Annotated in this window: 26 protein-coding genes (1 of these 26 running past the window's edge); 16 read left to right on the top strand and 10 right to left on the bottom strand. The window is 63.3% G+C overall.

The window, feature by feature from the left end:
• Positions 1 to 91: 91 nt before the first annotated feature.
• The 9 genes from DJ563_RS18895 (at position 92) to trpE (ending at position 10,889) form a co-directional block, all read left to right on the top strand.
• Entirely contained in the window at positions 92 to 2,479 is a 2,388-nt protein-coding gene (locus DJ563_RS18895; RefSeq protein WP_434518156.1) for a PAS domain-containing sensor histidine kinase, read from the top strand.
• A gap of 7 nt (positions 2,480 to 2,486) precedes the next feature.
• Positions 2,487 to 3,119, top strand: a complete 633-nt coding sequence (locus tag DJ563_RS18890) for a response regulator (protein ID WP_177326514.1) — start codon at positions 2,487 to 2,489, stop codon at positions 3,117 to 3,119.
• 214 nt (positions 3,120 to 3,333) lie between these two features.
• Positions 3,334 to 4,458, top strand: a complete 1,125-nt coding sequence (locus tag DJ563_RS18885) for an ABC transporter ATP-binding protein (RefSeq protein WP_434518155.1) — start codon at positions 3,334 to 3,336, stop codon at positions 4,456 to 4,458.
• A 40-nt stretch (positions 4,459 to 4,498) separates the two neighbouring features.
• A complete protein-coding gene (locus DJ563_RS18880) occupies positions 4,499 to 5,533 on the top strand; it encodes an ABC transporter substrate-binding protein (RefSeq protein WP_274098384.1) in 1,035 nt (344 codons plus the stop codon).
• 66 nt (positions 5,534 to 5,599) lie between these two features.
• Positions 5,600 to 6,847 (top strand): ABC transporter permease, encoded by a 1,248-nt coding sequence (locus DJ563_RS18875; protein WP_274098385.1) that lies wholly within the window; start codon positions 5,600 to 5,602, stop codon positions 6,845 to 6,847.
• An 11-nt stretch (positions 6,848 to 6,858) separates the two neighbouring features.
• Positions 6,859 to 7,686: an ABC transporter permease gene (locus DJ563_RS18870; protein WP_033703035.1), complete on the top strand. Its 828-nt coding sequence runs from the start codon at positions 6,859 to 6,861 to the stop codon at positions 7,684 to 7,686.
• Between the two features lie 161 nt (positions 7,687 to 7,847).
• The gene (gene rpe, locus DJ563_RS18865; protein WP_274098386.1) at positions 7,848 to 8,522 is read left to right on the top strand and encodes a ribulose-phosphate 3-epimerase; all 675 of its coding nucleotides are present in this window, start codon (positions 7,848 to 7,850) and stop codon (positions 8,520 to 8,522) included.
• Positions 8,519 to 9,337 carry a phosphoglycolate phosphatase gene (locus tag DJ563_RS18860; protein ID WP_434518154.1) on the top strand — a complete coding sequence of 273 codons (819 nt, stop codon included), beginning with the start codon at positions 8,519 to 8,521 and terminating at the stop codon, positions 9,335 to 9,337. Before rpe ends, DJ563_RS18860 begins: the two co-directional genes overlap by 4 nt.
• A 70-nt stretch (positions 9,338 to 9,407) precedes the next feature.
• Positions 9,408 to 10,889, top strand: a complete 1,482-nt coding sequence (gene trpE, locus DJ563_RS18855; protein WP_274098387.1) for an anthranilate synthase component I — start codon at positions 9,408 to 9,410, stop codon at positions 10,887 to 10,889.
• A 136-nt stretch (positions 10,890 to 11,025) separates the two neighbouring features.
• Here trpE and estP read toward each other — a convergent pair whose 3' ends face one another.
• Positions 11,026 to 12,915, bottom strand: coding sequence for an esterase EstP (estP, locus tag DJ563_RS18850; RefSeq protein ID WP_434518153.1), 1,890 nt, complete (start codon positions 12,913 to 12,915; stop codon positions 11,026 to 11,028).
• 373 nt (positions 12,916 to 13,288) lie between these two features.
• Between estP and DJ563_RS18845 the strand changes: the two genes are divergently transcribed.
• The 4 genes from DJ563_RS18845 (at position 13,289) to DJ563_RS18830 (ending at position 16,552) form a co-directional block, all read left to right on the top strand.
• A complete protein-coding gene (locus DJ563_RS18845) occupies positions 13,289 to 13,882 on the top strand; it encodes an aminodeoxychorismate/anthranilate synthase component II (protein ID WP_274098389.1) in 594 nt (197 codons plus the stop codon).
• A gap of 9 nt (positions 13,883 to 13,891) precedes the next feature.
• Positions 13,892 to 14,941: an anthranilate phosphoribosyltransferase gene (gene trpD / locus DJ563_RS18840; RefSeq protein WP_033703029.1), complete on the top strand. Its 1,050-nt coding sequence runs from the start codon at positions 13,892 to 13,894 to the stop codon at positions 14,939 to 14,941.
• Positions 14,938 to 15,771, top strand: a complete 834-nt coding sequence (gene trpC, locus DJ563_RS18835) for an indole-3-glycerol phosphate synthase TrpC (RefSeq protein ID WP_033703028.1) — start codon at positions 14,938 to 14,940, stop codon at positions 15,769 to 15,771. The genes trpD and trpC overlap by 4 nt, the downstream gene beginning before the upstream one ends.
• Positions 15,772 to 15,847: 76 nt before the next feature.
• Complete coding sequence (locus DJ563_RS18830) at positions 15,848 to 16,552, top strand: lipoate--protein ligase family protein (protein ID WP_274098390.1); 705 nt, start codon at positions 15,848 to 15,850, stop codon at positions 16,550 to 16,552.
• Here DJ563_RS18830 and crp read toward each other — a convergent pair.
• Entirely contained in the window at positions 16,549 to 17,193 is a 645-nt protein-coding gene (gene crp, locus DJ563_RS18825; protein ID WP_033703333.1) for a cAMP-activated global transcriptional regulator CRP, read from the bottom strand. The genes DJ563_RS18830 and crp overlap by 4 nt on opposite strands.
• Before the next feature lie 191 nt (positions 17,194 to 17,384).
• On the opposite strand from crp, the gene DJ563_RS18820 reads away from it, so the two are divergent.
• On the top strand, positions 17,385 to 17,807 hold the full coding sequence (locus DJ563_RS18820; protein WP_027594409.1) for an OsmC family protein: 423 nt from the start codon (positions 17,385 to 17,387) through the stop codon (positions 17,805 to 17,807).
• A gap of 40 nt (positions 17,808 to 17,847) precedes the next feature.
• On the opposite strand, the gene DJ563_RS18815 is transcribed toward DJ563_RS18820, so the two are convergent.
• From DJ563_RS18815 to hemJ, 6 genes are all read right to left on the bottom strand, one after another.
• Entirely contained in the window at positions 17,848 to 18,888 is a 1,041-nt protein-coding gene (locus DJ563_RS18815) for a DUF2157 domain-containing protein (RefSeq protein ID WP_274098391.1), read from the bottom strand.
• Positions 18,889 to 18,898: 10 nt separating this feature from the next.
• A complete protein-coding gene (gene coq7, locus DJ563_RS18810; protein ID WP_027594411.1) occupies positions 18,899 to 19,546 on the bottom strand; it encodes a 2-polyprenyl-3-methyl-6-methoxy-1,4-benzoquinone monooxygenase in 648 nt (215 codons plus the stop codon).
• A gap of 65 nt (positions 19,547 to 19,611) precedes the next feature.
• The gene (locus DJ563_RS18805; protein ID WP_033703025.1) at positions 19,612 to 19,950 is read right to left on the bottom strand and encodes a histidine triad nucleotide-binding protein; all 339 of its coding nucleotides are present in this window, start codon (positions 19,948 to 19,950) and stop codon (positions 19,612 to 19,614) included.
• 64 nt (positions 19,951 to 20,014) lie between these two features.
• Complete coding sequence (locus DJ563_RS18800) at positions 20,015 to 20,797, bottom strand: SDR family NAD(P)-dependent oxidoreductase (protein ID WP_047583853.1); 783 nt, start codon at positions 20,795 to 20,797, stop codon at positions 20,015 to 20,017.
• A 67-nt stretch (positions 20,798 to 20,864) separates the two neighbouring features.
• Positions 20,865 to 21,821: an NAD(P)H-dependent flavin oxidoreductase gene (locus DJ563_RS18795; RefSeq protein ID WP_434518152.1), complete on the bottom strand. Its 957-nt coding sequence runs from the start codon at positions 21,819 to 21,821 to the stop codon at positions 20,865 to 20,867.
• 26 nt (positions 21,822 to 21,847) lie between these two features.
• Positions 21,848 to 22,273, bottom strand: a complete 426-nt coding sequence (gene hemJ / locus DJ563_RS18790) for a protoporphyrinogen oxidase HemJ (RefSeq protein WP_027594415.1) — start codon at positions 22,271 to 22,273, stop codon at positions 21,848 to 21,850.
• A gap of 142 nt (positions 22,274 to 22,415) precedes the next feature.
• Between hemJ and argC the strand changes: the two genes are divergently transcribed.
• On the top strand, positions 22,416 to 23,450 hold the full coding sequence (gene argC / locus DJ563_RS18785; protein ID WP_033703021.1) for an N-acetyl-gamma-glutamyl-phosphate reductase: 1,035 nt from the start codon (positions 22,416 to 22,418) through the stop codon (positions 23,448 to 23,450).
• A 145-nt stretch (positions 23,451 to 23,595) separates the two neighbouring features.
• Positions 23,596 to 23,946, top strand: a complete 351-nt coding sequence (erpA, locus tag DJ563_RS18780) for an iron-sulfur cluster insertion protein ErpA (protein WP_033703332.1) — start codon at positions 23,596 to 23,598, stop codon at positions 23,944 to 23,946.
• A gap of 58 nt (positions 23,947 to 24,004) precedes the next feature.
• Here erpA and DJ563_RS18775 read toward each other — a convergent pair whose 3' ends face one another.
• Positions 24,005 to 25,096, bottom strand: coding sequence for an anhydro-N-acetylmuramic acid kinase (locus tag DJ563_RS18775; RefSeq protein ID WP_434518151.1), 1,092 nt, complete (start codon positions 25,094 to 25,096; stop codon positions 24,005 to 24,007).
• A 3-nt stretch (positions 25,097 to 25,099) separates the two neighbouring features.
• On the bottom strand, positions 25,100 to 26,144 hold the 3' portion of the coding sequence (locus DJ563_RS18770) for a peptidoglycan DD-metalloendopeptidase family protein (protein ID WP_274098396.1). The gene runs 374 nt beyond the window's last position; the window shows 1,045 of its 1,419 coding nt (coding positions 375–1,419); its start codon lies beyond the right edge, outside the window; its stop codon occupies positions 25,100 to 25,102.

The raw sequence follows: 26,144 nt of genomic DNA, 5'->3' as shown, positions 1-26,144 counted from the left end.
CAACCCAAGGCCAGAATGATACCGGCAGCCTAATAGTATTTGCCCGTGACGGCCATGCTGCATGGCCGCCCTTGCCAAGACGAGCGTGTAGATGAAGCGAATGCGTCGCCTGTTGGTTATCGGCTGCTTGTGGCTACCCTTGATCGCGCTGGCAAGGCCCGAGGCAGTGCCGAGCGTGGCCCTTGAACCCGCGCAGCAGCAGTGGCTGGAGGCGCATCGCAGCCTGCGGGTCGGCCTGGTGTTGCAGGCGCCGTATGCGCAGTTCGACCGCCGTCTGCAGCAACTTTACGGGGCCAATGTCGAACTGGTGAACGCGTTGGCCCAGGCGCTGAGGCTGGACCTGACCTGGCGCAACTTCGCCGATCAGGCCAGCCTCGAACACGCTTTGCATGCCGGCGAAATCGACTTCGCCCCCGGCCTTACCCAGACCCCGGCGAGCCTGCGGCTATGGCTGTTCAGCGACCCGTACATGCGCGTGCCGCAACTGGTGGTCGGCCCGCGCACGGGCGCCATGGCGGTGGAGCTGGAAAAGCTCGAACCCGACCAGCGCGTCGCCGTGCGCATGCCCAGCCCGTTGGCGGATTACCTGCGCAGCAACTACGGCAACCTCAACCTGCAAGGCGTGCCCAACGAGCGCGAGGCGCTGCAGTTGATCGTGGGTGGCCAGGCCAGCTACGCGGTGCTCGATGAAGCCCAGCTCAGCCGGCTGTCGCGCGAGAGCGAGTTCGGCGAGCTGGCGGTGGTCGGCGATATCGGCTTGCCGCAACTGCTGCGGGTGGGCTCGCGGCGTGACTGGCCGCTGTTGGCCGACGTGCTCGAACGGGGCTTGCAGGCCATCCCGGCCAAGGCGCTGGAGCAACTTCACCAGCGCTGGCTGCAACCCAAGTACCCTCGTTTGAGTGAGTCGGCCGGCTTTTGGCAGAACCTCGCCTTGCTGTTCGGCCTGTTGCTGCTGTGCGCGCTGGCCACGTTGACCTGGCAGCGCCGGCAACAGCGCCAGCTGGAACGCAGCCTGCTGGCAACGCGCGAGAACCTGGCCGAGCGCCAGGTACGTGAAGAGGCGTTGCGCCTGAGCCAGTTCGCCATCGACCAGAGCACCGTGGGTATCCTGTGGGTCAACTGGGACAGCCATGTGCGTTACGCCAACCATGCCGCAGAGCGCATGCTGGGCTACGGGCAAGGTGAGTTGCTGGAGCGCCCGCTGATCGACTTCGAGCCCAACCTGAACATGGACCGCTGGCTGGAACTATGGCGGGGCGCGCGAGCGGGCGGCGGCGGTGTGGGGCAGTTCGAGACCCGCTGCCTGCGCGCGGACCGCAGCTTGCTGCCGGTGGAGCTGTCGTTGAGTTTTCTGCGCTTTCGCGACGCCGAGTACCTGGTGGTGTATATCGCCGATGTCACCGAGCGCCACCGCGCGCTGGCCGCGCTGCGCGAAAGCGAAGCGCGGCTCAAGGGCATCGCTGGCAACGTGCCGGGGCTGGTGTTTCGGCTGGAGCGTGACCCGGCCGAGGGCGACCTGGAGTTCCCCTACATCAGCGAAGGCAGCGAGGCATTGGTCGGTTATGCACCCGCCGAAATCCAGCACCCGCAGATGGGCCTGCGCAATCTGGTGCACCCCGAAGACCGCAGCGACTATCACCGGGTGCAGGACCTGGCCCTGGCCAGCAACCAGGACTGGTCATGGCAGGGGCGTATCCTGACGCGCCAGGGTGATCAGCGTTGGGCCGACATCAAGGCCAGTACCCGGCGCCTGGCCGATGGCCGGGTGGTGTGGGACGGTATCGTCTGGGACATCACCCAGGGCAAGCGGGCAGAGCTGGCGCTTGCGCGCTCGCAGGAGCAGCTGCGCGAGTTGTCGGCCCACCTGGAAAGCGTGCGCGAGGAAGAAAAGGCCCGTATCGCCCGTGAGGTGCACGATGAGCTGGGGCAGATGCTGACCGTGCTCAAGCTTGAGGTCTCGATGTGTGAGCTGGCCTTTGCCGAACTCGACCCAGGGCTGAACGAGCGCTTGTCGAGCATGAAGCGCCTGATCGCCCAGCTGTTCCAGCTGGTGCGCGACGTGGCCACGGCACTGCGCCCGCCGATTCTCGATGCCGGCATCGCCTCGGCCATCGAATGGCAGGCGCGGCGTTTCGAGGCGCGTACACAAATCCCCTGCCTGGTGCAGGTACCGGATAATCTGCCAGCATTGAGTGATGCCAAGGCCACCGGGCTGTTTCGTATCCTGCAGGAGGCGCTGACCAACGTCATGCGCCACGCGCAGGCGCACAGCGTGGAGATCGAACTGGTGCGTGAGCATGGGCAGTTGCGCATGACCGTCAGCGACGACGGCAGCGGTTTTTGCCGCGACCAGACCCGGCCCACCTCGTTCGGCCTGGTGGGCGTGCGCGAACGGGTGCTGATGCTGGGTGGCAGCATGACGCTGGACAGTGAACCGGGCGAGGGCACCAGCCTGAGCGTGGCCATTCCGTTGGAGTAGGAGACCGATCGTGATTCGAGTGCTGGTGGCAGAAGACCACACCATTGTCCGTGAAGGCATCAAGCAATTGATTGGCCTGGCCAAGGACATGCAAGTGGCGGGCGAGGCCGGCAACGGCGAGCAGTTGCTCGAAGCCTTGCGCCATACCCCCTGTGAAGTGGTGTTGCTGGATATATCGATGCCGGGCGTCAACGGCCTGGAGGCCATCCCGCGCATCCGCGCCCTGAACGACGCCCCTGCCATCCTGATGCTGTCGATGCACGACGAGGCGCAGATGGCGGCGCGGGCGCTGAAGGCTGGCGCCGCCGGTTATGCCACCAAGGACAGTGACCCCGCCTTGCTGTTGACCGCCATTCGCCGGGTTGCCGGGGGCGGGCGCTACATCGACCCGGCATTGGCCGACCGCATGGTCTTCGAGGTCGGCCTGACCGAATCCAGGCCCTTGCATACCCTGCTCTCGGAGCGTGAGTTCTCGGTGTTCGAGCGCCTGGCCCAGGGCGCCAACGTCAATGACATCGCCCAGCAACTGGCGCTGTCGAGCAAGACCATCAGCACCCACAAGGCGCGGCTGATGCAGAAGCTCAAGGTCAACTCGCTGGCGGAACTGGTGAAGTACGCCATGGAGCACAAGCTGGTCTGATTGCGACATGCACTTTGCGCAGCCTGCACCGCGCCCGCTGGTGGCAGCGGTGTGATGCCGAGCGCGAGTATTCCAAACCCGCCATCCTTGTAGGGCAATCCCTACAACGAATCTTCCATCTGGATGATGGCATTCTCTCAGCGCCCCCGATTTTCGGGCACTTGCGTCTTGTCTAGTCTTTGCCTACGCAGTCATCCAACAAGAAGGTGCAGGCATGAGCGAGGCGAATTCGAACGCTGCAACCAGCGAAACGCTGGTCAGCTTCCGTGGTGTGCAGAAGAGCTACGACGGCGAGTCGCTGATCGTCAAAAACCTCAACCTGGACATCCGCAAGGGCGAGTTCCTCACCTTGCTCGGCCCGTCCGGCTCGGGCAAGACCACCAGCCTGATGATGCTGGCCGGTTTCGAAACCCCCACCGCTGGCGAAATCCAGCTGGCCGGGCGCTCGATCAACAACGTACCGCCGCACAAGCGTGACATCGGCATGGTGTTCCAGAACTACGCGCTGTTCCCGCACATGACCGTGGCCGAGAACCTCGCCTTCCCGCTGAGCGTGCGCAACCTCAGCAAGACCGACATCAGCGAGCGGGTGAAGCGTGTGCTGAGCATGGTCCAGCTCGATGCCTTCGCCAAGCGCTACCCCGGCCAGTTGTCGGGCGGCCAGCAGCAGCGGGTGGCCCTGGCCCGTGCCCTGGTGTTCGAGCCGCAACTGGTGCTGATGGACGAACCGCTGGGCGCGCTCGACAAGCAACTGCGCGAACACATGCAGATGGAGATCAAGCATATCCACCAGCGCCTGGGTGTGACCGTGGTCTACGTGACCCACGACCAGGGCGAGGCCCTGACCATGTCTGACCGGGTGGCGGTGTTCCACCAGGGCGAAATTCAGCAGATCGCCGACCCTCGCACCCTCTATGAACAGCCGTGCAACACCTTCGTCGCCAATTTCATCGGCGAGAACAACCGCATCAACGGCACCTTGCTGGCCAGCGATGGCCACCGTTGCCAGGTGCAGCTGACGCGTGGCGAGCGGGTCGAAGCGCTGGCGGTGAATGTCGGCCAGGCCGGCGAGCCGGTGACCTTGTCGATCCGCCCGGAACGTGTGCGCCTCAATGGCCACAGTGAAAGCTGCGTCAACCGCTTTTCTGGCCGTGTGGCCGAGTTCATCTACCTGGGCGACCACGTACGGGTGCGCCTGGAAGTCTGTGGCAAGGCCGACTTCTTCGTGAAGCAGCCGATCGCCGAGCTCGACCCGGCCTTGGCCGTGGGCGATGTGGTACCGCTGGGCTGGGAGGTGGAGCACGCCCGCGCGCTCGATCCGATTGCCGAAGCCCATTGATGGATTGCTTCACCAACCCTGTACTGTGGAGAGAATAATAATGCGCAAGCAGTTGAAACTGACCGCCCTGGCCCTGGGGCTGTTCGCCGCTGGCCAGGCCATGGCGGCTGACCTGACCGTGATCTCTTTCGGCGGCGCCAACAAGGCCGCCCAGACCAAAGCGTTCTACGAGCCGTGGGAGAAGGCGGGTAACGGCAAGATCGTCGCCGGCGAGTACAACGGCGAAATGGCCAAGGTCAAGGCCATGGTCGACACCAAGAGTGTGTCCTGGAACCTGGTGGAAGTAGAGTCGCCAGAACTGTCGCGCGGTTGCGACGAGGGCATGTTCGAAGAGCTCGACCCGGCGTTGTTCGGTGATCAAGCCGACTACGTCCCCGGCGCCATCCAGCCCTGCGGTGTAGGCTTCTTCGTCTGGTCCACGGTAATGGCCTACAACGCCGACAAGCTCAAGACTGCGCCTACCAGTTGGGCCGACTTCTGGGACACCAAGCAGTTCCCGGGCAAGCGTGGCCTGCGCAAGGGCGCCAAGTACACCCTGGAATTCGCCTTGATGGCCGACGGCGTCGCGCCCAAGGACGTGTACACGGTGCTGGCTACCAAAGAAGGCCAGGACCGTGCCTTCAAGAAGCTCGATGAACTCAAGCCAAGCATTCAGTGGTGGGAAGCCGGCGCCCAGCCGCCTCAGTTCCTGGCCTCGGGTGACGTGGTCATGAGCTCGGCCTACAACGGCCGGATCGCCGCCGTGCAGAAAGAGAGCAACCTCAAGGTGGTGTGGAACGGCGGCATCTACGACTTCGACGCCTGGGCCATTCCAAAAGGCGCCAAGAACGCCGAAGAGGCGAAGAAATTCATCGCCTACAGCGTCCAGCCCGAGCAACAGAAAATCTACTCCGAGAACATCGCTTACGGCCCGGCCAACGCCAAGGCCGTCAGCCTGCTGTCGGACGAGGTGAAGAAAGACATGCCGACCACGCCTGAGAACATCGCCAACCAGGTGCAGATCGACGTGGCCTTCTGGGCCGACAACAGCGAGCAGCTCGAGCAACGCTTCAACGCCTGGGCGGCGAAGAAGTAAAGCGCCTCGTCGGAGCGCCAGGGCTTGCACTGGCGCTTCCCGTCTACCTGTTTTGCGGAGTTCGCCATGGCCATTGCAGTGCCCCTCAACGAAGGCGCAGGTCCTAGTCTCAAGCAGCGCCTCAAGCACGCCGAGCGGGTCAACCGCTGGAAGGCGCAGGCGTTGATCGCGCCGCTGGCGCTGTTCCTTCTGCTGGTGTTTCTGGTGCCGATCGCAGCGCTGTTATACAAGAGCGTCGGCAACCCTGAGGTGGTCGCCGGCCTGCCGCGTACCGTCGAAGCGGTGTCCCAGTGGGACGGCAAGAGTTTGCCCGGCGAAGACGTGTACAAGGCACTGAGCCAGGACCTGGCCGAGTCGCGCAAGAACCAGACCCTGGGCGACCTCTCCAAGCGGTTGAACATGGAGCTGGCCGGCTACCGTAGTCTGTTGACCAAGACCGCCCGGGCGCTGCCGTTCAAGGCTGAACCGGCCTCCTATAAAGAAGCGTTGCAGGCCCTCGATGAGCGCTGGGGTGACCCGGCCTACTGGCAGGCGATCCGCCGCAACACCAGCACGGTCACCTCGTTCTACCTGCTGGCATCGCTCGACCACCGTATCGATGACCTCGGCGAGCTGGCCAAGGCCACGCCCGACCAGGCCATCTACCTGGATATCTTTGCCCGTACCCTGTGGATGGGTGTGGTGATTACCGCCATCTGCCTGGTGCTGGCCTACCCGCTGGCCTACCTGTTGGCCAACCTGCCGGCCCGGCAAAGCAACCTGCTGATGATTCTGGTGCTGCTGCCGTTCTGGACCTCGATCCTGGTGCGGGTGGCCGCGTGGATCGTGCTGCTGCAGTCGGGCGGCCTGATCAACAGTGCGCTGATGGCCATGGGCATTATCGACCAACCGCTGGAGCTGGTGTTCAACCGCACCGGTGTGTACATCTCCATGGTGCATATCTTGCTGCCGTTCATGATCCTGCCGCTGTACAGCGTGATGAAGGGCATTTCGCCCAGCTACATGCGCGCGGCCATCTCGCTGGGTTGCCATCCGTTCGCAAGCTTCTGGCGGGTGTACTTCCCGCAGACCTACGCCGGGGTTGGCGCGGGTTGCCTGCTGGTGTTCATCCTGGCCATCGGCTACTACATCACCCCGGCATTGCTGGGCAGCCCGAACGACCAGATGGTCAGCTATTTCGTGGCGTTCTATACCAACACCAGCATCAACTGGGGCATGGCGACCGCGCTGGGTGGGCTGTTGCTGCTGGCGACCGTGTTGCTGTACCTGATCTATAGCTGGCTGGTCGGCGCCAGCCGCCTGCGCCTGAGCTGAGGAGCCTTGTCATGCTGAGCCCATACATGTCACCCGTGGAGCGGGTCTGGTTCTACAGCCTGCGCATTCTTTGCGGCCTGATTCTGCTGTTCCTGATCTTGCCGGTGTTGGTGATCGTGCCGTTGTCCTTCAACAGTGGCAGTTTCCTGGTGTACCCGCTGCAGGGCTTTTCGCTGCAGTGGTACCAGGACTTCTTCGGCTCTGCCGAGTGGATGCGGGCATTGAAGAACAGCATCATCGTCGCCCCTGCGGCCACAGTGCTGGCCATGGTGTTTGGTACGTTGGCAGCGATCGGCCTGACCCGGGGCGATTTCCCGGGCAAGTCGCTGGTGATGGCGCTGGTCATCTCGCCGATGGTGGTGCCGGTGGTGATCATTGGTGTGGCCAGTTACCTGTTTTTCGCCCCGCTGGGGCTGGGCAACAGTTTTACCTCGCTGATTCTGGTGCATGCGGTACTGGGTGTGCCGTTCGTCATCATCACCGTGTCGGCGACGTTGCAGGGCTTCAACTACAACCTGGTGCGCGCCGCTGCCAGCCTGGGTGCCTCGCCGCTGCTGGCGTTCCGCCGGGTGACCCTGCCGTTGATCGCGCCGGGGGTGATCTCGGGGGCGCTGTTTGCCTTCGCGACGTCGTTCGATGAGGTGGTGGTGACGTTGTTCCTTGCTGGGCCTGAGCAGGCGACCCTGCCACGGCAGATGTTCAGTGGTATTCGCGAAAACCTGAGCCCGACGATTGCGGCGGCGGCGACCTTGCTGATCGCGTTTTCGGTGGTGCTGCTGCTGACCCTGGAGTGGCTGCGTGGGCGTAGCGAGAAGCTGAGGACCCAGCAGCCGGGCTGATCCCTGTATTGCGTGTACCGGCCTTGTGGATGCGGGCTTGCCCCGCGAAGAGGCCGGTACAGGCTGGAGTACCTCGTCGACACGGATTGATACCAATCAGCCTCTATCCGTTTGCCTGAGTTACAATGCGCGCCACCGTGATTCTGCCCTACAGGTGCGCCATGCAGCCCTACGCTATTGCCCCCTCCATTCTCTCAGCCGATTTCGCCCGCCTGGGCGAGGACGTCGACAAGGTGCTGGCCGCTGGTGCCGACATCGTTCACTTCGATGTGATGGACAACCACTACGTACCCAACCTGACCATCGGCCCGATGGTCTGCACCGCCCTGCGCAAGTACGGCCTGACCGCGCCGATCGACGTGCACCTGATGGTCAGCCCGGTTGACCGTATCATCGGTGACTTCATCGACGCCGGTGCCACCTACATCACCTTCCACCCGGAAGCCAGCCAGCACATCGACCGCTCGCTGCAGTTGATCCGCGACGGCGGTTGCAAGGCCGGCCTGGTGTTCAACCCGGCGACCAGCCTGGATGCCCTGAAGTACGTGATGGACAAGGTCGACATGGTCCTGCTGATGAGCGTCAACCCAGGCTTTGGCGGGCAGAAGTTCATCCCCGGCACCCTCGACAAACTGCGTGAGGCGCGTGCGCTGATCGACGCCAGCGGCCGTGATATCCGCCTGGAAATCGACGGTGGCGTCAACGTCAACAATATCCGCGAAATCGCCGCCGCTGGCGCTGACACCTTCGTCGCCGGCTCGGCAATCTTCAATGCCCCGGACTACCAGGAAGTCATCGCCAAGATGCGCGCCGAACTGGCTCAGGCCCGCCCATGAGCGGCTTCGAGCAGCTGTTCCCGGGGACGCTGCCCAGGCTGGTGATGTTCGATCTGGACGGTACCCTGATCGACTCCGTGCCAGACCTGGCCGCTGCCGTGGACCGCATGCTGCTCGAACTCGGGCGCCCGCCGGCAGGCCTTGATGCGGTGCGCCACTGGGTGGGTAATGGTGCCCAGGTGCTGGTGCGCCGTGCGCTGGCAGGGGGTATCGAGCACGCGTCGGTGGACGATGCGCTTGCCGACCAGGCCCTGGCGCTGTTCATGGATGCCTATGCCGAAAACCACGAACTGACCGTGGTTTACCCCGGCGTGCAAGACACCTTGCGCTGGTTGCGCAAGCAAGGCGTGGAGATGGCGCTGATCACCAACAAGCCCGAGCGCTTTGTTGCCCCGCTGCTGGACCAGATGAAGATCGGCCGCTACTTCCGCTGGATCATCGGCGGCGACACCCTGCCACAAAAGAAACCCGACCCCGCAGCGCTGCTGTTCGTCATGCAGATGGCCGGCGTCACGCCGCAACAGTCGCTGTTCGTCGGCGATTCGCGCAGCGATGTACTGGCCGCCAAGGCCGCGGGTGTGCAGTGCGTAGGCCTGACCTACGGCTACAACCATGGCCGGCCGATCAACGACGAGTCGCCCAACCTTGTGATCGACGATCTGCGTGCGCTGCTGCCCGGTTGCGCAGACCCGGCCACTGGGATAACGTTGGCGGACCTTCAAGCCTCACAAGACAGAGAGTCCACCGTGGCGGTTACTGGCAAATTCTGGATGAAAGTCATCAAGGCCCTGGCCCGTTGGCGTTGGCGCGCCTGACTTCTGCCCGCCGGCGCCTGCCGGCCCGTCCGTTTGCCTGACCCTATTGCTGCTTGCCACGAGGCTACTCATGACCCGCGAAGAATTCCTGCGCCTGGCCGCTGCCGGCTACAACCGTATCCCCCTGGCCTGTGAAACCCTGGCCGACTTCGACACGCCGCTGTCGATCTACCTGAAACTGGCTGATCAGCCCAACTCCTATCTGCTCGAGTCGGTACAGGGCGGGGAGAAATGGGGCCGTTACTCGATGATCGGCCTGCCATCGCGCACCGTGATGCGGGTGCATGGCTATCAGGTGAGTATCCTGCAGGATGGCGTCGAGGTAGAGCGCCATGACGTCGACGACCCGCTGGCCTTCGTCGAGTCGTTCAAGGACCGTTACAAGGTCGCCGATATCCCTGGCCTGCCACGTTTCAATGGCGGCTTGGTTGGCTACTTCGGTTATGACTGCGTGCGCTATGTGGAGAAGCGTCTGGGTGCAAGCCCGAACCCGGACCCATTGGGCGTGCCGGATATCCTGCTGATGGTGTCCGACGCCGTGGTGGTGTTCGACAACCTGGCCGGCAAGATGCACGCCATCGTGCTGGTCGACCCGGCCGAGGAACAGGCTTTCGAACAAGGCAAGGCCCGCCTGGCAGGGTTGCTGGAGACATTGCGCCAGCCTATCACCCCGCGCCGTGGCCTGGACCTGAGCGGCCCGCAGGCGGCCGAGCCGGAGTTCCGCTCCAGCTATACCCGCGAGGATTACGAAAACGCGGTTGGCCGCATCAAGGAGTACATCCTGGCGGGTGACTGCATGCAGGTGGTGCCGTCCCAGCGCATGTCGATCGACTTCAAGTCGGCGCCCATCGACCTGTACCGTGCCTTGCGCTGCTTCAACCCGACGCCATACATGTACTTCTTCAATTTCGGCGACTTCCATGTGGTCGGCAGTTCGCCTGAAGTGCTGGTGCGGGTCGAGGACAACCTGGTCACCGTGCGCCCGATTGCCGGCACCCGCCCGCGCGGTGCTACCGAGGAAGCAGACCGTGCTCTGGAAGACGACCTGCTGTCGGACGAGAAAGAAATCGCCGAGCACTTGATGCTGATCGACCTGGGCCGCAACGACGTGGGCCGTGTGTCGTCGACGGGCAGTGTGCGCCTGACCGAGAAGATGGTGATCGAGCGTTACTCCAACGTGATGCACATCGTTTCCAACGTCACCGGGCAGTTGCGCGAGGGCCTGACCGCGATGGACGCATTGCGCGCGATTTTGCCGGCCGGGACCCTGTCGGGTGCACCGAAGATCCGTGCGATGGAGATCATCGACGAGCTGGAGCCGGTCAAGCGTGGCGTTTACGGTGGCGCGGTGGGCTATTTTGCCTGGAACGGCAACATGGATACCGCGATTGCCATCCGTACTGCGGTCATCAAGGACGGCGAACTGCATGTGCAGGCGGGTGGCGGCATCGTGGCGGACTCGGTGCCGGCGCTGGAATGGGAAGAAACCATCAACAAGCGCCGGGCGATGTTCCGCGCGGTGGCGTTGGCTGAGCAGACATCTGCCAAGTAGGTGATGAGGTTTTGGGGCTGCGTTGCAGCCCTTTCCGACCGGTCCGGCGCCCCGGCAAGGCCGCTCCTACAGGTACAATCCGCCCCCTGTAGGAGCGGCCTTGCGTCGCGAGAGGGCCGCAAAGCGGCCCCAAAATTCAGAAGTCCACACTCACCGCCAAGCTCACCCCCTGCTGCTTCAACTCATCACTCTTGCGCCAGTTGTAGTTCCCCCGCACATGCACCCCCGCCACCAGCTCATGGCTCAGCCCCACGCTGGCCCGGGTCAGGTCGCTATGCGGCGTATACCCGGTCAGGGTGAAGTCGTTGGCCGGTAACGTCGTCAGGTGCATGGTCACATCCTGCTGGTCATCCTCGAACTCGTGTTCCTGAGCGACCTCGGCAAACACCCGGGTACTCGCAGCCACTTGCACACTGCCTAGCAGCCCAATGCCCAACCGGCGGGAGGTGCGCTCCTGGTCATCGAAGCCCAGCGCGGTCGAGCGCCCGCTCTTTTCGTCATAGCCATCGACCTTGACCCGGGCATAATCGGCGCTGATGAACGGTGCCAGTTGCCAGGGGCTGCTCTCGGCGGCCAGGTTATAGCCCAGCCGACCCGTCAGCGCCCAAGCCTCGCCGTCGGTATCGCCTTTCTCGCTGCGGTCATTCACGCCGAGGGCGAAGGTGCGCTTGAGGTCGCTGTAGTCCAGGTGGCCGGCAGTCAGTGCGGCATCTGCCCACCAGCGGTCATGGCGATACTGGGCGAAAGCCGTGGCCAGGTAGCTGTCGAGCTTGTAGTCCGAATCCTGTTCCCCGGCCTCCAGTTTCTGCCGGTAAACGCCGCCCGCCAGGCCCAGGCGCCAGGCATCGCTCACGCGATAGCTGCCACCCAGGGTCAGGTTGTAGCCCCGGCCGTCGCCGCTGGCCGCGCTGTGCTGGCCGTCAAAGTCCAGGTCCTGGGCACCGGTGGCGACGAATGCCTGCCACTGCCCCACGGCTTGCCAGGGTGTTTGCCACTGGTTGCGCAGTTCGTCCTGGTGGGCGCGCAGGCTGGCGTGGGCCATTTCCGGCAGCAGGGTCAGCTCCCACGGTGCGGAGATGATCGAGTAGGCGTAGTCGGCAATCAACTGCTGGCCGGCAATGGTCGGGTGCACCGAGTCGTTGAACAGCAACTTGGTCGGGTCGGGGCTGGTGCCGTTGACGCCGTATGCCGGGTTTTCGACGCAGCTATTGCCGCTGTAGCAGGTGCCGACCAGGTTCTGGCCGCTGGCCAGGCCGAACTGACTGGGGCTGGCCAAGGCCTCACCCAGTAGAACGGGGATGTTCAGTGGGATGATCTCGGCGTCGATCTGCCCGAGCTGATTGAGCAGCGACTGGTTGAACACGCTGGAGAGCTGCGACAGCGGGTTTTGCTGTGGGGTGCCGCTGAAGTTTGGCGTCTGGCCCAGGTCGGGTAATAGCCAGACCATGATGTAGCGTGCGCCACCCCGTTGCAGAGCCTGGGCGCTGGCGGCCAGGCGGCCTCCGGCAGCTGCAGCGTCGGCGGGGCTGTTTACCAGGCCCTGAAGGAAGTCGTTGCCGCCGCCGGTAAGGTAATAGAGTGCATTCGGGTCGGCACGTAGGCCGTTGGCCAGATAACCAGGGCGGTCTCGAAGTACCGCGCCTGCACCAAAGTTGCCTGGCGGAATGACCGTCTCGGACGTTGTAGTGATCGAATCAAGAATCTGCTGCGTCGTGTAGCCACCCACCGCCCAGTTGTTGCCATCAGGCTGGATGCCCACTGACGTGGAAGGGTTGAGTTCGTCAGGGGAGATACCCAGCCGACCGCCGAGAATCATCGGCGATATCGGTGCATAGTTGCCATCGGCATCGCGGTTGGTAAAGCGCATGCCTGCGGTGCCACCGGTCAGGTCCGGAAACTGCCCGGCATCACTCAGGCTGTCGCCAAACACGATCAGGGTCGAGTAAGGGGAGGGTGCGGCGAACGCCTGGCTGCAGGCCAGGGCCAATGTGGCGAGGGTAAAACGCAACAATGGAGCTTTTCGCATCTGGGAACATCCTTTTCATTGTTTTTATGAGCACTACCCGATCGACCTTAGCAAATCGCGGGGCTTGTCTCCCAAGTCCATTCGTTTCCCAGTGTTTACAGGCATATTGCGCCCGTCGTCCCGGTAGGCTACTGTGCGGGGACGTATGAGCGAGACCTATCCTGTGTTGATCGTCAGCAAACTCTTGATGCGCGTAATCAAGGCCCACGCCCGTTGGCGTTGGCGCGCCTGACTTTATCTCCTGCCGGCCAGCCCGGCCCGTTTCTGTTTGCCTTCTTATCCGTTTCCGAATGCTCTTCGTGGCAATGCCATGCTGCGGGCGGTGTAGCAAGGTTCGTATTCTAAAGTCAGTAGATTCAAGAGGTTTAGCCCGATGTTACTGATGATCGACAACTACGACTCATTCACCTACAACGTCGTTCAATACCTGGGCGAGTTGGGTGCCGAGGTCAAGGTCATTCGCAATGACGAAATGACCCTCGCTGAAATCGAAGCCCTCAACCCGGAGCGCATCGTTGTCTCCCCTGGCCCTTGCACGCCGAGCGAGGCGGGTGTGTCGATCGAGGCGATCCTGCATTTCGCCGGCAAGCTGCCGATTCTGGGCGTGTGCCTGGGCCACCAGTCCATCGGCCAGGCGTTTGGCGGCGACGTAGTGCGCGCCCGTCAGGTGATGCACGGCAAGACCAGCCCGGTGCTGCACCGCGACTTGGGCGTATTCGCCGGCCTCAATAACCCGCTCACCGTTACTCGTTACCACTCCCTGGTGGTCAAGCGTGAAACCCTGCCCGAGTGCCTTGAAGTCACCGCCTGGACCGCTCATGCCGACGGCACGGTCGACGAGATCATGGGCCTGCGCCACAAGACGTTGAACATCGAAGGGGTGCAGTTCCACCCCGAATCCATCCTCACCGAGCAGGGCCACGAGCTGTTCGCCAACTTCCTCAAGCAGACCGGCGGCCGCCGCTAAGGATCGAACATGGATATCAAGAGCGCGCTGAGCCGCATCGTCGGCCATCTGGACCTGTCCACTGAAGAAATGAGCGACGTCATGCGTCAGATCATGACCGGCCAATGCAGCGAGGCGCAGATCGGTGCCTTCCTGATGGGCATACGCATGAAAAGCGAGAGCATCGACGAGATTGTCGGTGCGGTTTCGGTGATGCGTGAGCTGGCCGACAAGGTCGAGCTGAAGAGCCTCGATGGTGTGGTCGATATCGTTGGTACCGGCGGCGATGGTGCCAACATCTTCAACGTTTCCACGGCGTCGGCGTTTGTCCTGGCTGCAGCCGGTTGCCCGGTGGCCAAGCATGGTAACCGCGCGGTTTCGGGCAAGAGCGGCAGCGCCGACCTGCTGGAAGCGGCCGGCATCTACCTGAACCTGACCCCGGTGCAGGTCGCCCGTTGCATCGACAGCCTGGGCATCGGTTTCATGTTTGCGCAAAGCCATCACAAGGCAATGAAGTACGCCGCTGGCCCGCGTCGCGACCTGGGCCTGCGCACCCTGTTCAACATGCTGGGCCCGCTTACGAATCCGGCCGGTGTGAAGCACCAGGTGGTCGGCGTGTTCAACCAGGCATTGTGCCGCCCGCTGGCCGAAGTGCTGCAGCGCATGGGCAGCAAACATGTTCTGGTGGTTCACTCCAAGGACGGCCTGGACGAGTTCAGCCTGGCGGCGCCGACCTTCGTAGCCGAGCTGAAGAAGGGCGAGATCACTGAATATTGGGTCGAGCCCGAAGACCTCGGCATGAAGAGCCAGAGCCTGCATGGCCTGGCCGTCGACGGCCCGCAGGCCTCGTACGAGCTGATTCGTGATGCACTGGGCCGGCGCAAGACCGAGAACGGTCAGAAAGCGGCCGAAATGATCGTGCTCAATGCTGGCGCTGCGCTGTATGCCGCTGATCATGCCATGACCCTGGCGCAGGGCGTGGAACTTGCCCACGACGTACTGCATACAGGGCTTGCCTGGGAAAAACTGCAGGAACTGGGTGCCTTCACCGCCGTATTCAAGCTGGAGAACGAAGCATGAGCGTACCGACCGTGCTGGAAAAGATCCTCGCCCGCAAAGTCGAGGAAGTGGCCGAGCGCAGTGCCCGGGTCAGCCTTGCCGAGCTGGAGCGCCTGGCCAAGGCCGCCGACGCCCCACGTGGCTTTGCCAATGCGCTGATCGAGCAGGCCAAGCGCAAGCAACCTGCGGTCATTGCCGAAATCAAGAAGGCATCGCCGAGCAAGGGCGTGATCCGCGAGCACTTCGTGCCGGCGGACATCGCCGTCAGCTACGAGAAGGGCGGGGCGACCTGCCTGTCGGTGCTGACCGATGTGGATTACTTCCAGGGCGCTGATGCGTACCTGCAGCAGGCCCGCGGCGCAGTTTCGCTGCCGGTGATCCGCAAGGACTTCATGATCGACCCCTACCAGATTGTCGAGGCACGGGCGCTGGGCGCCGACTGCGTGCTGCTGATCGTCTCGGCGCTGGATGACGTGAAGATGGCCGAGCTGGCCGCCACGGCCAAGGATGTCGGCCTGGATGTGCTGGTCGAAGTGCATGACGGCGATGAGCTGGAGCGCGCGCTGAACACCCTCGATACCCCGCTGGTCGGCGTCAACAACCGCAACCTGCACACCTTCGAGGTCAGCCTGGAGACCACGCTCGACCTGCTGCCGCGTATTCCGCGCGAGCGTCTGGCCATTACCGAAAGCGGCATTCTCAACCGTGCCGATGTCGAGCTGATGGCAATCAACGAGGTTTACTCGTTCCTGGTGGGCGAGGCGTTCATGCGGGCCGAGCAACCGGGGCTTGAACTGCAGCGGCTGTTCTTCCCGGAACAGGTGAAGAAGACTGTTCAGCCATTGGACTGACCAAGACGAGCCGGCTTTTGCCGGCTTTTTTGTGGGCAAGGGCTGCATCGTGAACAATCACATCAAAGGTGGATCAATGACCGATCAACCCCTGGCACTGACCGTTGAACAAGGCCTGCATGCCGAGCAGGACCTGCTGGCCGCCGTGTGCCGCGGCGAGCGCGAATTCGGTGTGCTGTTCTGGCGCCCGACCGACCATGCCCTGGTCATGCCGCGCCGCATGAGCCGCCTGGACAATTTCGAAGCCGCCTGTGCCGAGCTTGCGATTGCCGGCTGGCCGGTGCTGTTGCGCGAGACTGGCGGTGAGCCGGTGCCGCAATCGCATGCCACGGTGAATGTGGCGCTGGTGTATGTGGCACCGCGCAGCGAAGGTGACCATGGGCGCATCGAGAATGCCTACGAACGCCTGTGCCTGCCGCTGTGCGAGGTGCTACGGGAATGGGGCGGGGTAGCTTCGGTGGGCGAGATCGACGGGGCGTTCTGCGATGGCCGCTACAACGTCAATCTCAATGGTCGCAAGTTGGTCGGCACGGCCCAGCGCTGGCGCCAGGGGCTGGGCGGAAAACGCCCGGTGGTGCTGGTGCATGGTGCACTGTTGCTGGATAACGAGCGTGAGTCGATGGTCGCGGCCGTCAACCGCTTCAACGAGTGCTGCGAGCTGGAGCAGCGCTGCCGCCCCGATGCGCATATCGCCTTGCACGAAGTCGCGCCCGCAGCGCCCTGGTTCGAGCGCCTCTCGCAGGCCTATGCCAAGGTGCTTGCAGACCTGCCCAAGGACTAACGGGTACCGTAGACCACCATGGTCTTGCCCTTTACCTGCACCAGGCTGCGCTCCTCAAGGTCTTTGAGGACGCGGCCGACCATCTCCCGCGAGCACCCGACGATACGGCCGATCTCCTGTCGGGTGATCTTGATCTGCATGCCGTCGGGGTGGGTCATTGCATCGGGTTGCTTGCACAGCTCGAGCAGGCAGCGCGCGACGCGGCCGGTCACATCGAAGAAGGCCAGGTCGCCGACCTTGCGCGTGGTATTGCGCAGGCGCTGCGCCATCTGGCCACCCAGTGCGTAGAGGATGTCTGGGTCCTGGCGTGAGAGTTCGCGAAACTTGTCGTAACTGATCTCTGCCACTTCACATTCGGTCTTGGCGCGGACCCAGGCACTGCGCTGCTGTTCGCCTTCCACGGGTTCGAAAAGCCCCAGCTCGCCAAAGAAATCACCGCTGTTGAGGTAGGCGATGATCATTTCGTGACCGTCGTCGTCCTCGATGAGGATGGTCACCGAACCCTTGATGATGAACGACAATGTTTCGGCCCGATCGCCGGCGCAGATGATGTTGCTCTTGGCGGTGTAGCGGCGGCGCTGGCAGTGCACCAGCAGTTTGTCGATATTCTTGATCTTGGCGGGTAGGGCTGAGGCAACCATCACGAAATCCTGTTCGATACGACACATAGGCTTCTTGTAGGAAGTGTCTGGCGGCAAGCGCCAGTCATTTGGCGCCAGCTTATCAGACACTACAGGATGTTTCGGTACTAAACCGACACGTCTCGAGCTTTTCCGACAGCCACACAAGGTCTAAGCTGACACCCTTTTCCGAAAATTAGGAGTCCAGGTAGATGAAGGCACGTATCCAGTGGGCCGGTGACGCGATGTTCCTCGGCGAGTCGGGGAGCGGGCATGTCGTCGTGATGGACGGCCCGCCTGAGGCTGGTGGCCGAAACCTGGGCGTGCGCCCGATGGAAATGCTGTTGTTGGGCTTGGGTGGCTGCAGCAGCTTCGATGTGGTCAGCATCTTGAAGAAGTCGCGCCAGGCGGTGGAGAGCTGCGAGGCATTCCTGGAAGCCGAGCGCGCCAGCGAAGACCCGAAAGTGTTTACCAAGATCCACATGAATTTCGTGGTGAAGGGCCGTGGCTTGAAAGAGGCCCAGGTCAAGCGGGCAGTTGAGCTGTCGGCCGAGAAATACTGCTCTGCGTCGATCATGCTGGAGCGCGCGGGCGTCGAGATCACCCACGGCTACGAGATCGTAGAGTTGGGTTGAGTCCGAAATGTTCGGGGCTGCCCCGTAGCCCCGGCTGTGTTCAGTTGCGTAATGCCGGAAGGGCAACTTGCAACCACTGCGGGAGTACGTTTCTGAATGCCTGGCTCAACCGCTCCCGCCGCTTTTGATAAGCCAACCCCAGCCAGATAACCCCCAGCCCGATCACCGTCACCACCACCGGGAACAGCAGCGACTCGGCAAACACCTCGTAAGACAGGTAGCCCAGATAAGCTGCCACCCCCAACGCCCCAAACACCATGAACACCGGCCTGCGCAACAGCACGGCGATGGCCATCAGCCCGATATTGATCAGGCAGTAGAGGGCCTTGCCCAGCTCGCTACCGTTGTCCACCAGCGTCAGCCCACCCCAGAACGCCGCGAGCCCGGCCAGATAGCCCCAGTGGGCATAGTCCTCACGGGTGCGGCCGTCCGCCACCAGGAATACCAGCAGCATCCCCAGGCCGAACCAGAGCGATACTTCGCGCCGTTGCTCCCAGCTGAACGGCGAACCGAAGAACCACTCGCTGAGGTCCATCGACATGAACCACAACGCCATGGCGATTGGCATCACGATGAACGGGTAGGGGATCAGCCGCAGCATCAGCAGCCCGGCGACCACCGTGGCGGCCTCCATCAACAACCAGCCACCCTGCACATAGGTGTAGTACTGGTGATAGGCCGATTGCCTGTCATCCAGCGGCCACCAGCCGACCAGGCGCTCGATGGCAAACACCGCCAGCGGCACGATGCTCACCGCGACCGCCGCCAGTACGCCAGCGGCGACCGGTTGTGCGCGCCGTTGCAGGTTGAGGGCGAAGAGCGTCAACAAGAGGATATACAGCGTCGCGATGGCCAGCAGTGCCCAGTCGCCGATCTGCATCCAGGCTTCGGTGAGCAGCCAGCCCATGGCGCCCATGATGAGCAAGGCGCCGAAGTAGAACGCGACGTGCGCCAGCTGGAAGCTGCCGCGCGTTGCCGGTTGCTGGCGCAGAAACTGCAGCAGGGCTTGATCCTGGCCCGGCTGGAGGATGCCGGCGTGCACGGCGCGCGCCAGGTCCTTGGCGCTGAATCGTTCCGTCATGGGTTTACCTTCAAATACGGTAGGTGCTCTTGGTCATGACCTTGGCCAGCAGGCTCATGCCGAAACGCACCGGGGCTGGAAAACGATAGCCGCCCGCCTCGAGGGCAGACTCGGCGTGCTGCTCTTCATCTATGCGCATCTGTTCGAGAATGGCGCGAGACTTTTCGTCCTCGTGCGGAATCTGCTCCAGGTGTTCGTCCAGGTGTTTGCACACCTGATGCTCGGTGGCGGCGACGAAGCCCAGGCTGACCTTGTCGCTGACCAGCCCGGCGAGCGCGCCAATGCCGAACGACATGCCGTAGAACAGCGGGTTGAGCACGCTTGGGTGGCTATTCAACTGGCGAATGCGCTGTTCACACCAGGCCAGGTGGTCGATTTCTTCTTCGGCGGCATGCTCCATGGCTTTGCGTACCTGGGGCAGTTTGGCGGTCAGTGCCTGGCCTTGGTACAGCGCCTGGGCGCAGACTTCGCCGGTATGGTTGATGCGCATGAGGCCGGCAATGTGGCGGCTCTGGGCGTCATCCAGGTCGGCATCCGGCTGGACGATGGCCGGGGATGGGCGGGACGGTTGGCCGCTGAAGGGCAGCAAGGTGCGCATGGCGGTATCGGCCTGCAGCAACAAGCGGTCGAGCGGCGAGTAGTGACGTTCGGTAGCCATCGGGCACCTCCGCAAGAGTGTGCCCGACAGTTTACCGCAATAGCGCAAGGGTCGCTTGCCCTGGATCAGCCCGGCGGCCAGTGCATCTGGCGCTGGCCAAGCACGTGCATGTGAATGTGGTAGACGGTCTGCCCACCCAGTTCGTTGCAGTTCATGACCACGCGGAAGCCCTCTTCGCAGCCTAGTTCCTTGGCCAGACGCTGGGCGGTGAACAGGATGTGACCGGCCAGGCCTTTGTCCTCTTCGGTCAGGTCATTGAGGGTGCGGATGTGCTTTTTCGGGATGACCAGAAAATGCACGGGCGCCTGGGGGGCGATATCGTGGAACGCCAGAACCTGGTCGTCCTCGTAAATGATCTTCGCCGGGATTTCCCGGTTGATGATCCTGGTGAATAAATCGTCCACAGCACTTGCTCCATGGTGAGGGTCCGGGCCGAGTGTACTCAGCCGGGCGCCGCTCGCCCAGTGGCTATTCCATTCCGACCGGGCAGTAGCGGCGATGGATCACCCCAGCGAGCTTGCGCACCAGCCAGCGGGGCAGCAGGCGCGGCGCGAATGCCAGCCAGCGATTGCGCCGGCCGGGGGTGATCAGTGTGCGGTTCTTGTCCAGGGCGCGCACCGTGTACAGCGCCACTTCTTCGGGGCTGAGGCAGCGAGTGCTGCCTTCGAGCCGGGGAATGCGCCGGCGCGATGAGCGCACGGGGCCTGGGCATAGCACCGAGACCTTGATGCCAGTGCGCTTGAGCTCTTCGCGCAGTGCCTGGGAGAAACTCAGCACATAGGCCTTGCTGGCTGCATAGGCCGCCATCCAGGGGCCCGGCGCGACACCGGCGAGGCCCGCCACATTGAGGATCTGCCCGCCGCCCTGGACTGCCATCAGGTTGCCGATGGCATGGCAGAGGCGGCTCATGGCCAGGATATTGACCTCCAGCAGGTCCTGCTCGTCGGCCCACTCATGGGCCAGAAACGGCCCATAGGTGCGCAGGCCTGCGCAATTGACCAGCAGGTCGATACGCCGCTCACCTTCTTCCAGTTCGAGCACGAAGCCCGACAGGCGAAGGGGCTGGCTCAAGTCGCAGGCTCGGAACAGTACCTCGACACCGAAACGTTGGGTCAGCTCGATGGCCACCGGCTCCAGCGTCTCGCGCTGGCGTGCCACCAGGATCAGGTTGCGCCCGCGCCGTGCCAGCGCTTCCGCCAGGGCCAGGCCCAGGCCGCTGGAAGCACCAGTGATCATGGCGTAACGGGTCATGCAAAGGCTCCTGGGGCTGAAGAGGGCGCCTAGTGTACAGCTTGGCCGGGCAAGGTGTTGCCTTTTGCTACAAGGCCTGGGCGCGAATACCCTGGCAGCGATCCAGGGCTTCCCGGTACTCGCTTTGCAGGCGTTCGATCAGTGCGCGGGCGTTGGGCAGGTCATGGATATCGCCCACTCCCTGGCCTGCCGACCATACGGTTTTCCAGGCCTTGGCTTCGTCGTCGATCGGTTTGAGCTTGCCCGGTTCATGGCCATGCGTGAGTGCGTTCATGTCATAGCCCGCCTGCTCCAGGCTCGGGCGCAGGAAGCTGGCCGGGATGCCGGACACTGCGGGGGTATGGATGATGTCGACGGCATGGGCATCGAGCAGCATCTGCTTGTAGGCAGCCTGGGCCTGGCTTTCGGTGGTGGCGATGAAGCGGGTGCCCATGTAGGCAAGGTCGGCCCCCAGTAGTTGTGCCGCCAGGACCTCATGGCCGTGGTTGATGCAGCCCGCCAGCAGCAGGGTCTTGTCGAAGAACTGCCGGATCTCCGCCACCAGGGCGAATGGGCTCCAGGTGCCGGCATGGCCGCCGGCGCCCGCCGCCACTGCGATCAGGCCATCGACACCCGCCTCGGCGGCCTTCTCGGCATGGCGGCGGGTGGTAACGTCGTGGAATACCAGCCCGCCGTAGCTGTGCACGGCATCGACTACCTCCTTCACCGCACCCAGGCTGGAGATGACGATCGGCACCTTGTGCGCCACGCACAGGGCAAGGTCCGCCTGCAGGCGAGGGTTGGTCGGGTGCACGATCAGGTTCACGGCATAGGGTGCCGGTGCTTGCAGTTGGGCAAGCCCGGCCTCGATCTCTTCGAGCCAGGCCTTGAACCCTGCGCTGTCGCGCTGGTTCAGGGCCGGGAAGCTGCCGACCACGCCGGCGGCGCAGCAGGCCAGGACCAGCCTGGGGTTGGAGATCAGGAACATCGGTGCGGCGACCACGGGCAGGCGCAGGCGTTGTTCGAGCGAGGCGGGCAATGACATGGCAAGGCTCCTGTAGGGGGTTACCGTCAGAACGGTTTGACCACCACGAGAATTACGATACCCAGCAGGAACAACACCGGGACTTCATTGAACCAGCGATAGTAGACGTGGCTGCGGGTATTGGCGCCGCTGGCGAAGCGTTTGCGTTGGGCGCCGCACATGTGATGGTAGCCGGTCAGCAGAATCACCAGGGTGAGCTTGGCATGCAACCAGCCCTGGCTCAGCCAGCCCGGGGTCAGGTAGAGCATCCAGGCACCGAACACATAGGTAGCGATCATGGCCGGGTTCATGATGCCGCGGTACAGCTTGCGCTCCATGGTCACGAAGCGGTCCTGGCTGATGCTGTCCTGGCTCTGGGCGTGGTAGACGAACAACCTGGGCAGGTAGAACAGGCCGGCGAACCAGCAGACCACGCTGACGATATGCAGCGCTTTGATCCATAGGTAAAGCATTGAGGGAGTTCCTTCAGGTTTTCACGGTCGTCAGATAGTAGTGGTCAAGCGCCCGAAGGGTCACCCGAAGAGTTGTTACAGGCGGCTTGCACCCCTATTATCGTGCGCTTTCCAGTGGGCTCGTTGATAAGGGGCAAGCGTTATGATCAAGGTCGGTATCGTCGGCGGCACGGGTTACACCGGCGTCGAGCTGTTGCGTCTGCTGGCACAGCATCCTCAGGCCGAAGTGGCGGTCATCACTTCGCGCTCCGAAGCGGGCGTGGCGGTAGCTGACATGTACCCGAACCTGCGCGGCCACTATGACGGCCTGGCGTTCAGTGTGCCGGACAGCAAAGCCTTGGCAGCGTGTGATGTGGTGTTTTTTGCAACGCCCCACGGCGTTGCCCACGCCCTGGCCGGCGAACTGCTGGCGGCCGGAACCAAGGTGATCGACCTGTCGGCCGACTTCCGCCTGCAGGATGCCACCGAGTGGGGCAAGTGGTACGGCCAGCCTCATGGCGCGCCGGAGCTGCTCAAGGACGCCGTCTACGGCTTGCCTGAGGTGAATCGCGAGAAAATCCGCCAGGCTCGCCTGATTGCAGTGCCGGGGTGCTACCCGACGGCCACCCAGCTGGGCTTCCTGCCATTGCTGGAGGCCGGCCTGGCCGACCCATCGCGCCTGATTGCCGACTGCAAGTCGGGCGTCAGCGGCGCCGGGCGGGGGGCGGCGGTGGGTTCGCTGTTCTGCGAGGCTGGCGAAAGCATGAAGGCTTACGCGGTCAAAGGTCATCGCCACCTGCCGGAAATCAGCCAGGGCTTGCGCCTGGCGGCGGGCAAGGACATCGGCCTGACCTTCGTGCCACACCTGACGCCCATGATCCGCGGCATCCACGCCACCCTGTATGCCACCGTGGTTGATACCTCGGTTGATCTGCAGGCGCTGTTCGAGAAGCGTTATGCCGATGAGCCGTTCGTGGATGTGATGCCGGCCGGCAGCCACCCGGAAACACGCAGTGTGCGCGGTGCCAACGTCTGCCGTATTGCCGTTCATCGCCCGCAAGGGGGGGACTTGGTGGTGGTGCTTTCGGTCATCGACAACCTGGTCAAAGGTGCCTCGGGCCAGGCGGTGCAGAATCTCAACATCCTGTTCGGCCTGGATGAGCGCATGGGTCTGTCCCACGCGGGCCTGCTCCCATAAGGGCACAAGCTGGCACAAGGCCCGCCGAGTGCGGGCCTTTTTGTGGGCGCGACTAAAGCCGCACAATTCTTGACCAATTTTCTCGGAGAAGCGGATAATGCGCGTCATCGAGTTTTATGGCGGCAACTGCGCCGGGAGAATCAGCATGAGCGTCGAAACCTTCACCCCTACCGGTCTGGAATTCACCCAAGGGGCAGCCCACAAGGTGAAGACCCTGGTCAACGAGGAAGGCAATGAGCGTCTGAAGTTGCGGGTATTCGTGACCGGCGGTGGCTGCTCGGGCTTCCAGTACGGTTTCACCTTCGATGAAGATGTGGCCGAGGATGACACCATCGTCGAGCGTGAAGGCGTGTCGCTGGTGGTCGACCCGATGAGCTTCCAGTATCTGGCGGGTGCCGAGGTGGACTACCAGGAAGGGCTGGAAGGCTCGCGCTTCGTCATCAAGAACCCGAACGCCGCCACCACCTGCGGTTGTGGTTCTTCGTTCTCGATCTGATCACGGGCTGTACGAAAACGCCGCGCATTTGCGCGGCGTTTTGCATTGTGCTGGGGCGTTACGCCGGGTAGATGGCGCCGAGCACGCGCAAGCCCCGGGCAGCTGTCACACTCGGGCGGTTGGCTGGGATACCTTCCAGGCAGCAATGGGCCAGCCAGGCGAAGGCCATGGCCTCTACCCAGTCCGGGTCGACGCCATGGGCCGCAGTGCTGGACACCTGGGCGCCCGGCAACAGCTGGGCAAGCCGGCGCATCAACGCCCCGTTGCGGGCCCCGCCACCGCACACCAGCAGCGCCTCGGTGCCCTGCTGAGCGTTGCGCAGTGAGTCGATGATGCTGCGCGCTGTCAGCTCCAGCAGGGTCGCCTGTACATCCTGGTCACGGTAGGGCGGCAGTTTGCTCAGGTGCCTTTGCAGCCACGCCAGGTTGAACACTTCGCGCCCCGTACTCTTGGGGCCGGCGCCGGCAAAGAACGGGTCGCTCAACAGAGCTGCAAGCAGCGCTTCGATCACCTCGCCACTGGCTGCCCAGGCACCGTCAGCGTCGTAGTGCTGGCCGCGCTTGGACTCGATCCAGGCGTCCAGCAACACATTGCCGGGCCCACAGTCGAAACCATGCACCGGCGTATCATTGGCAATCAGGCTGAGGTTACTGAAGCCCCCCACATTGAGCACGGCGAGCCGTTGGCCCAGGTGGCTGAACAGGGTTTCGTGAAATGCCGGTACCAAGGGTGCCCCTTGCCCGCCAGCGGCCACATCGCGGCGTCGGAAGTCGCCGATCACGCTGATCTGGGTAAGCTCTGCAAGCAGTGCCGGGTTGCCGATCTGCACGGTGAAGCCCCGGGCAGGTTCGTGGCGGATGGTCTGGCCATGGCTGCCGATGGCGCGGATGGCGCTTGGCGCAAGCCCCTGGCTTGCGAGCAAGTGGCCAATACCTTCGGCTGCCAGGCTGGCCCAGCGGTTCTCGGCCAGGGCGGCGCGCGCGACTTCGTCAGGGCCGCTGGCGCAAAGGCTCAGCAGGCCCTGGCGCAGGTCGGCGGGCATGGGGATGTAATGCGTGGCGAGCAGTGTTGGTTGCTCGCGCTGTTCGATCAGGGCGATGTCCAGGCCATCGAGGCTGGTACCGGACATCACCCCCAGATAAAGCGCCATGACTTAGCGCTTGTTCGCAGCGAGCATGGTGGCCTTTTCCTGATCCATGCGGGCGATCAGTGGCTGGCTCTGCTGCAGGAAGCGTGAGCGTTCGGCCTTGGCGATCGGGTCGGCCATCGGCACTTTCTGGCTTAGCGGGTCGACGTGCACGCCGTTGACCTGGAACTCGTAATGCAAGTGCGGCCCGGTGGAAAGGCCGGTGGTGCCGATGTAGCCGATGATCTGGCCCTGCTTGACCGAGCCGCCAGTCTTGATGCCTTTGGCGAAGCCTTGCATGTGACCGTACAGGGTCTTGTAGCGGTTGCCGTGCTGGATGATCACGGTATTGCCGTAGCCACCCCGGCGCCCAGCCAGCTCGATGCGGCCGTCACCGGCGGCCTTGATCGGTGTACCGCGCGGGGCGGCATAGTCAACACCTTTGTGGGCGCGGATCTTGTTCAGAATCGGGTGCTTACGGCCAGCGGAAAAGCGCGAGCTGATGCGGGCGAAATCCACCGGGGTGCGGATGAACGCTTTGCGCAGGCTGTTGCCGTCGGCAGTGTAGTAGCTGGTATTACCCTGTTTGTTGGTGTACCGCACGGCGGTGTAGGTTTTGCCGCGGTTGCTGAAGCGAGCGGACAGGATGTTACCGGTGCCGACCACCTTGCCATCCATGACTTTTTGCTCGTACACCACGTCGAATTCGTCACCCTGGCGGATGTCCTGGGCGAAGTCGATGTCGTAGCCCAGCACGCGTGCCATGTCCATGGTCAGGCTGTGGGACAGGCCGGCACGCTGAGCGGAGGCCGACAGCGAGCTCTTGATCACGCCGTGGGCGTAGGCCGTACGGACCACAGGCTTGCTGATTTCGCGGTTGAAGCTGTAGCCCTTGGCGCTTTTGGTCAGGCGAATGGTTTCGAGGTTGCTGACTTTGCTGTGCAGGTTGGTCAGTTGGCCGTCTTTGTCGAGTTCGAACTGCAACACCTGGCCGTGCTTGAGCTGGCTGAACTGCTTCGCCTGCTTGTTGCTGGCCAATACTTCATGGACTGCGCTGGCTGGCAGGCCGACT

It is taken from the genome of Pseudomonas sp. NFX1 (assembly GCF_051123555.1).
Taxonomy (GTDB): Bacteria; Pseudomonadota; Gammaproteobacteria; order Pseudomonadales; family Pseudomonadaceae; genus Aquipseudomonas; species Aquipseudomonas capeferrum.
The sequence above is the reverse complement of the archived record's forward strand: the minus strand, read 5'-3'. Positions and strand labels throughout refer to the sequence as shown.